The sequence below is a fragment of the uncultured Paracoccus sp. genome, assembly GCF_937873615.1.
Lineage (GTDB): Bacteria > Pseudomonadota > Alphaproteobacteria > Rhodobacterales > Rhodobacteraceae > Paracoccus.
On record NZ_CALMYP010000047.1, the window covers coordinates 21,387 to 27,386 of the forward strand.

A 6,000-nucleotide genomic window follows, 5' to 3' on the forward strand; every position below is an offset into this window, starting at 1 on the left:
GTGACTCGCGCCGGCTTGCAGGGATTTGCCGGTCGCGCCGGACTTCACCGAAGGGCCGCATTGCCCTAGATGACGCAGGACAGCAGATGACATTGGATATCGCCGTGAACGACGCAGCCCCCGCCCCGAACCGCGAAAAGCCGCATTTGCCCGATGCGCAGACGGTGACTTCGGTCCAGCACTGGACCGACCGGCTCTTCTCTTTCCGGGTGACGCGCCCGGCCAGCCTGCGCTTCCGCTCGGGCGAGTTCGTGATGATCGGGCTTCTGGGCGATAACGGCAAACCGCTGCTGCGGGCCTATTCCATCGCCTCGCCGAACTGGGACGAGGAACTGGAGTTCTACTCGATCAAGGTGCCGGACGGGCCGCTGACCTCGAAGCTGCAGCATATTCAGGTGGGCGACGAGATCATCCTGCGCCCGAAACCCGTCGGCACGCTGGTGCTGGATGCGCTTCTGCCCGGCAAGCGGCTGTGGTTTCTGGCCACCGGCACCGGCATCGCGCCCTTCGCCTCGCTGATGCGCGACCCGGAAAGCTATGAGCGTTTCGAGCAGGTCGTGATGATGCATACCTGCCGCACCGCCGATGAGCTGAACTATGGCCGCGAGCTGGTCGAGAACCTGAAGAGCGACCCGCTTCTGACTGAAATCTATGGCGAAAATTTCCACAAGCGCCTGCTCTACTATCCCACGACCACGCGCGAGGACAGCCCGCTGATGGGCCGGATCACCGATAACATGACCTCGGGCAAGGTCTTCTCGGATCTCGGCCTGCCGGCGATGAACCCCGAGGAAGACCGCGCCATGATCTGCGGCAGCCTGGCCTTCAACGTCGATGTGAAGGCGGTGCTGGAAGGCTTCGGTCTGCGCGAGGGCGCCAATTCCGAGCCGAAGGAATTCGTCGTCGAGAAAGCCTTCGTCGGCGACGGCATCTGAGCGGTCGCGGACGCAATCCGACGGCGCGGCCCCCGGGTCGCGCCGTTTTTTGTTCACGCGAAGCTGATCGCTGCGACAATCCCGCGCGGCGCATCGCCATTGTCCGATGGCGCAAGGCGACCTAGCTTGACGCCATGATCCTGTGCAGACGAATATTGCTGATCCTGGCCATCGCGCTTGCCCCGCTGCAGCTTGTCCCCATGCAGCTTGCCCAGGCCGGCCAGATGGCGGTGGAACCCGGCCCTGCCGTGATGACCATCCATGAGACGGCGACCATGACCGATTGCTGCATGGATGGCACCCACCGGAGCCCGACCTGCCAGTTCTTCACGGCCCTGCCCCCGGCAGAGCCGTCGCTTTCGCCCCTGCCGCGATGCCGCGATACCCATCCGCACCCGCCGGCCACCCGGGCGCAGGGGCGCAGGGACAGCCCCGATCTGCGACCACCGATCCCCGTCTGATGCCGTGACCCGCGCACCCAAGCATCAAACCGAGGATAGAATGATGAAAATCCAACTCGCCGGGCTTGCCGCCCTGTTTCTTTCCACCACCGCCGCCTTCGCCGAAGGCGCACAGATGACTGTCCACAAGGACCCGAATTGCGGCTGTTGCACCGCCTGGGCCGATCTCGCCCAGGATGCCAGTTATGAGGTCGCCATCATCGAAGACGACGATCTTTATGCGCTCAAGGACCGGCTCGGCGTGCCTGCCGATATGCAGTCCTGCCATACGGTCGAGGTCGGTGGCTATGTGATCGAGGGCCATGTCCCGCTTCAGGCGGTCGAGCGCCTGCTGAGCGAACGCCCCGACGCCACCGGCATTGCCGTGCCCGGCATGCCGGCGGGATCGCCCGGCATGGGCGACGATCCCGATGCGCGTTACGATGTGGTGATCTGGGGCGGCGAAGCCGGCGACGGCGCTCTCTATGAGCGCATGGGCCCCGACCGGCCCTGAGACGAACGAACAGGGGCGCCGGATCCGGCGCCCCTGCCCGGTTCAGACCCGGGACCGATCGGTCGGGACAGGATCAGTCGGGAAAATTCTCGACATGGGCCACCGCATCGCGGCCGAAATAGACCGCGCGCCGGCCCGAGAAGGACACCACATAGAAGGCACAGCCCGCCGCCGCCGCTTTCTCGCAAAAGCCGCGATAGGTATAGCCGGGAACCTGCGCCTGCGCCTCGCGGATCGCCGCCTGCATGGCGGCAGCGTCGAGCGCCGGCGCGACCGGGGTTTCGACCCGGTGAGCCTCCAGTTCGACACTGTCGCCATCGGGCAGGAAATAGATCGCCCGGGCGCGGCGCAGATCGACGCAGTAGCTTTCGAACCCCGCCTCGATCAGCCGGCCGACGATCTGCGGAAAGGCCATGCCGTCGCTTTCGGCCCCGGCGAGGCATTCCACGGCAACATGTTTCTGGTCTTCATTCATGGGGCTCACTCGCTCGAATACCGGGGAAACGGTCCCGGCCACCGCTCAAGCGCCCGCCGATTCCCGGCGGGCAGACGCGCCTTATCCCCCATCCCCGGCCCGGCTGTCCATCGCCATCGAGTGCCAGGACGGGCTCAGAAAAACGCCTGCAGGCCGGTGATCGCGCGACCGAGGATCAGCGCATGGACATCATGCGTGCCCTCATAGGTGTTCACGGTTTCCAGATTGACCATATGGCGCATGACCTGGAATTCCTCGGAAATGCCGTTGCCGCCATGCATGTCGCGCGCCCAACGGGCGATCTCCAGCGCCTTGCCGCAATTGTTGCGCTTGATGATGCTGATCATCTCGGGCGCGGCCTCGGCCTCGTCCAGCAGCCGGCCGACGCGCAGGCTGCCTTGCAGCCCCAGCGAAATCTCGGTCAGCATATTGGCCAGCTTCAGCTGGTGCAGCTGGGTCTGCGCCAGCGGTCGCCCGAATTGCTGCCGGTCGAGCCCGTATTGCCGCGCCGCCTGCAGGCAGAACTCGGCCGCGCCAAGCGCGCCCCAGCTGATCCCGTAACGCGCCCGGTTCAGACAGCCGAACGGGCCCTTCAACCCCTCGACATTGGGCAGAAGCGCATCCTCGGGGACCTCGACATTCTCCATGACGATCTCGCCGGTGATCGAGGCCCGCAGGCTCAGCTTGCCGCCGATCTTCGGCGCCGACAGGCCCTTCATGCCCTTTTCCAGAACGAAGCCCCGGATCTTGCCGCCATGCGCTTCCGACTTGGCCCAGACCACGAAGACATCGGCAATGGGCGAATTCGAGATCCACATCTTCGCGCCGTTCAGCACATAACCATTCGCGGTCTTCTTCGCCCGCGTCTTCATGCCCGCAGGGTCCGACCCCGCATCCGGCTCGGTCAGACCGAAACAGCCGATCCACTCGCCAGAGGCCAGCTTGGGCAGGTATTTCAGCCGCTGTTCCTCGGATCCATAGGCATAGATCGGATACATCACCAACGAGGACTGCACCGACATCATGCTGCGATAGCCGCTGTCCACACGCTCGACCTCGCGCGCGACAAGGCCATAGGCAACGTAAGACGCGCCGATGCCGCCATATTCCTCGGGCACGGTCACGCCCAGAAGCCCCATCTCGCCCATCTCGCGGAAGATCGCTGGATCGGTCTTTTCCTCACGATAGGCCTCGATCACGCGCGGCTGCAGCTTGTCCTGCGCATAGGCGCGGGCGGCGTCGCGAATGGCGCGCTCCTCCTCGGTCAGTTGCGCGTCCATGCGGAACGGGTCTTCCCAGTCGAACCGGCCCAGATCGGGTGCGTCCTTCGGTTTCAGCGCCATGATCGGCCTCCTTCGCTGATGCTGTTCTTGGGATAGGCCGGGCAGCGGCCCCGTGCAAGCGCCGCACCGCGATCACGTCTTGTTCAGAAGCCGCGCGGGAACGAAGCGGCGCCACGGGGGTTTGTCGCTGCAATGACAGTGTTTCCGGGAGGAGTTCATATGCCACGCCATTTCGCCAACAGCACCGCCATCGCGGCCCTGATCGGGCTCGGCCTCGCCGCCACCGCGACCGCCGAGATCACCCTGAGCGCCGATCAGGCGCGCGAGGTCGCGCCGGCGCGGGCCGAGGCGATGAACCTTCTCGACCGGGTCTTCCAGCAGGAACTCGCGGCGGGCGTGAATGCGGGCGCGCTGCGTTGCCTGGACGATTCGGCCCGGCCCTGTGCCGATGACATGCCGCTCATCACCCCCGCAGGCGTTGCCGTCGAACTGGTCGAGGGCGGCGGCATGATCCTCGCCCCCGCCGAGATGCAGCCCTATCGCATGACCAAGGACGGCACCCCGGTCACGCGTGGCAATGACCTCGCCCGGCTGGCGGATGAAAACCTGGAACGCGTGGCCAATGCCGCAGCGATGCTTGCCCGCCAGCCCGTCGAACCGCTGGCCGTGATCGAGGATCCGAACAAGCCCGCAGAGGCCGGCACCGATCCTTTGACGGCGGTGATCGAGGCGGCGCGTAACGAGGCGCAGAAGGAAACGGTCGAGACGGCCCCCAAGCCCGACGCCCCGACCGAAGCCGAAGTCGAAGCCGCCGCAATGGCAGAGGCCATGGCCAAGGCCACCGCCCCCGTTAAAACCGAAGCGGATGTCGAAGCCGAAGCCATGGCCAAGGCGATGGCCGATGCCGAAACCCGCGCGAGCGACGCCAAGCAGGATGAGCTTGCCCGTCAGCTTGCCGCCGCCCAATCCGAGGCCGGGACAAAGGCAGCGCCCGCCGCAGCCCTCATGGACAGCCATGCCGGTCAGGAACCCCGCATCACCGAAGCCGAAGGCGACAGGTTCAACACCGAACGGGATGCCACCATGCCGCGCCTGAACAAGGTGCTGCAGCGCGAGGTTCAGACCGGGTTGACGGCTGACGGCCTGACCTGCATCGACGGCTCCGCGCGGCCCTGCGCCGAAGGCGTGGCCCTGGTCAGTCCCGGCGGCGTCACCGCCGAGGTCACCGAAAGCGGCCGGATCGTGATCGGCCCGATGGCGCAGCAGCAATTCATCGTCGGCGATGACGGCAAGCTGCGCGCCCGCGGCTCCAACACCGCCGCCGCGCGTGAAGCAGCCGAGGCCGTCGCCCCCACGGTCGAGGCCTTCACCCAGCCCGCCAGCGGCGAAATCATCCGCGAGACCGTGGCCGATACCCGCAGTTCGGCCCAGGATTTCGAGACCAGCCTGACCGAGGCGCTGAAGGCGGCCACGGCCCAGCCGGCGGCGCAATCCTCGGAGAGCGACAGCGGCGGCAGCGACCTCGCCAAGGTGGCGCTGGCCGGTCTCGGCGCGCTTGCCGTGGGTCAGGTCCTGTCGGGTCAGCGCGAGGTGGCATTGAATACCGGCGACCGGGTCATCGTCACCCGCGCCGATGGCAGCCAGCAGGTGCTGAAGGACGACAACGCCCTGCTGCGCCAGGCCGGCAACGAGGTCCAGACCGAGAACTATTCCGACGGCTCCTCGCGCAGCGTCGTCACCCGCCCCGACGGCTCGCAGATCATCACCATTCGCGGCGCCGACCTGACCGTGCTGCGCCGCATTCATGTCGCCGCCGATGGCAGCGAAACCGTGCTGATCGACGATTCCGTCGAGGTGCCGCCGGTCCAGATCGCCGAGCTGCCGCCGGCGCCGAAGCCCGAGGCCACGCCCACGACCGAGGCGCAGTTGCGCGCGGCCCTCGCCCGCGAGGCCGCCGTGAACCGCCGCTTCACCCTGAACCAGATCCGCACCATCCCCGAGGTCCGCAACCTCGTCGCCCCGGTCGATATCAACGCCATCACCTTCGACACCGGCTCGGCCGCGATCAATCCCGATCAGGCCCGGCAACTGGCAGCACTCGGCACCGCAATCGAGGATGCCGTCGCCGCCAACCCGCGCGAAATCTTCCTGATCGAGGGTCATACCGATGCCGTGGGCAGCGCGACCTATAACCTCGCGCTGTCGGACCGGCGCGCGGAATCGGTGGCGCTGGCGCTGTCGGAATATTTCCGCGTCCCGCCGGAAAACATGGTCGTGCAGGGTTACGGCGAAGAATACCTGAAGATCCCGGTCCTGACCGACGAACGCCAGAACCGCCGCGCCTCGGTCCGCC

Annotated in this window: 6 protein-coding genes; 4 read left to right on the plus strand and 2 right to left on the minus strand. The window is 66.5% G+C overall.

The annotated features are described in order from the left end of the window. Positions 1-86: 86 nt before the first annotated feature. From Q0330_RS11020 to Q0330_RS11030, 3 genes are all read left to right on the plus strand, one after another. Positions 87-935 carry a ferredoxin--NADP reductase gene (locus Q0330_RS11020; RefSeq protein WP_299478752.1) on the plus strand — a complete coding sequence of 283 codons (849 nt, stop codon included), beginning with the start codon at positions 87-89 and terminating at the stop codon, positions 933-935. Positions 936-1,090: 155 nt separating this feature from the next. After that, complete coding sequence (locus Q0330_RS11025; protein ID WP_299478755.1) at positions 1,091-1,396, plus strand: hypothetical protein; 306 nt, start codon at positions 1,091-1,093, stop codon at positions 1,394-1,396. A gap of 43 nt (positions 1,397-1,439) precedes the next feature. Next, positions 1,440-1,889: a DUF411 domain-containing protein gene (locus tag Q0330_RS11030; protein WP_299478758.1), complete on the plus strand. Its 450-nt coding sequence runs from the start codon at positions 1,440-1,442 to the stop codon at positions 1,887-1,889. 73 nt (positions 1,890-1,962) lie between these two features. Here the strand turns inward: Q0330_RS11030 and Q0330_RS11035 are convergent, their stop codons facing one another. Together Q0330_RS11035 and Q0330_RS11040 are read right to left on the minus strand one after the other, a co-directional pair. After that, the gene (locus Q0330_RS11035; RefSeq protein WP_299478761.1) at positions 1,963-2,364 is read right to left on the minus strand and encodes a DUF1398 family protein; all 402 of its coding nucleotides are present in this window, start codon (positions 2,362-2,364) and stop codon (positions 1,963-1,965) included. Positions 2,365-2,498: 134 nt separating this feature from the next. After that, positions 2,499-3,707 (minus strand): acyl-CoA dehydrogenase, encoded by a 1,209-nt coding sequence (locus tag Q0330_RS11040; protein WP_299478764.1) that lies wholly within the window; start codon positions 3,705-3,707, stop codon positions 2,499-2,501. A gap of 159 nt (positions 3,708-3,866) precedes the next feature. Between Q0330_RS11040 and Q0330_RS11045 the strand changes: the two genes are divergently transcribed. After that, positions 3,867-6,000, plus strand: a 2,134-nt coding sequence (locus Q0330_RS11045; protein WP_299478767.1) for an OmpA family protein, incomplete at its 3' end; no start/stop codon positions are given.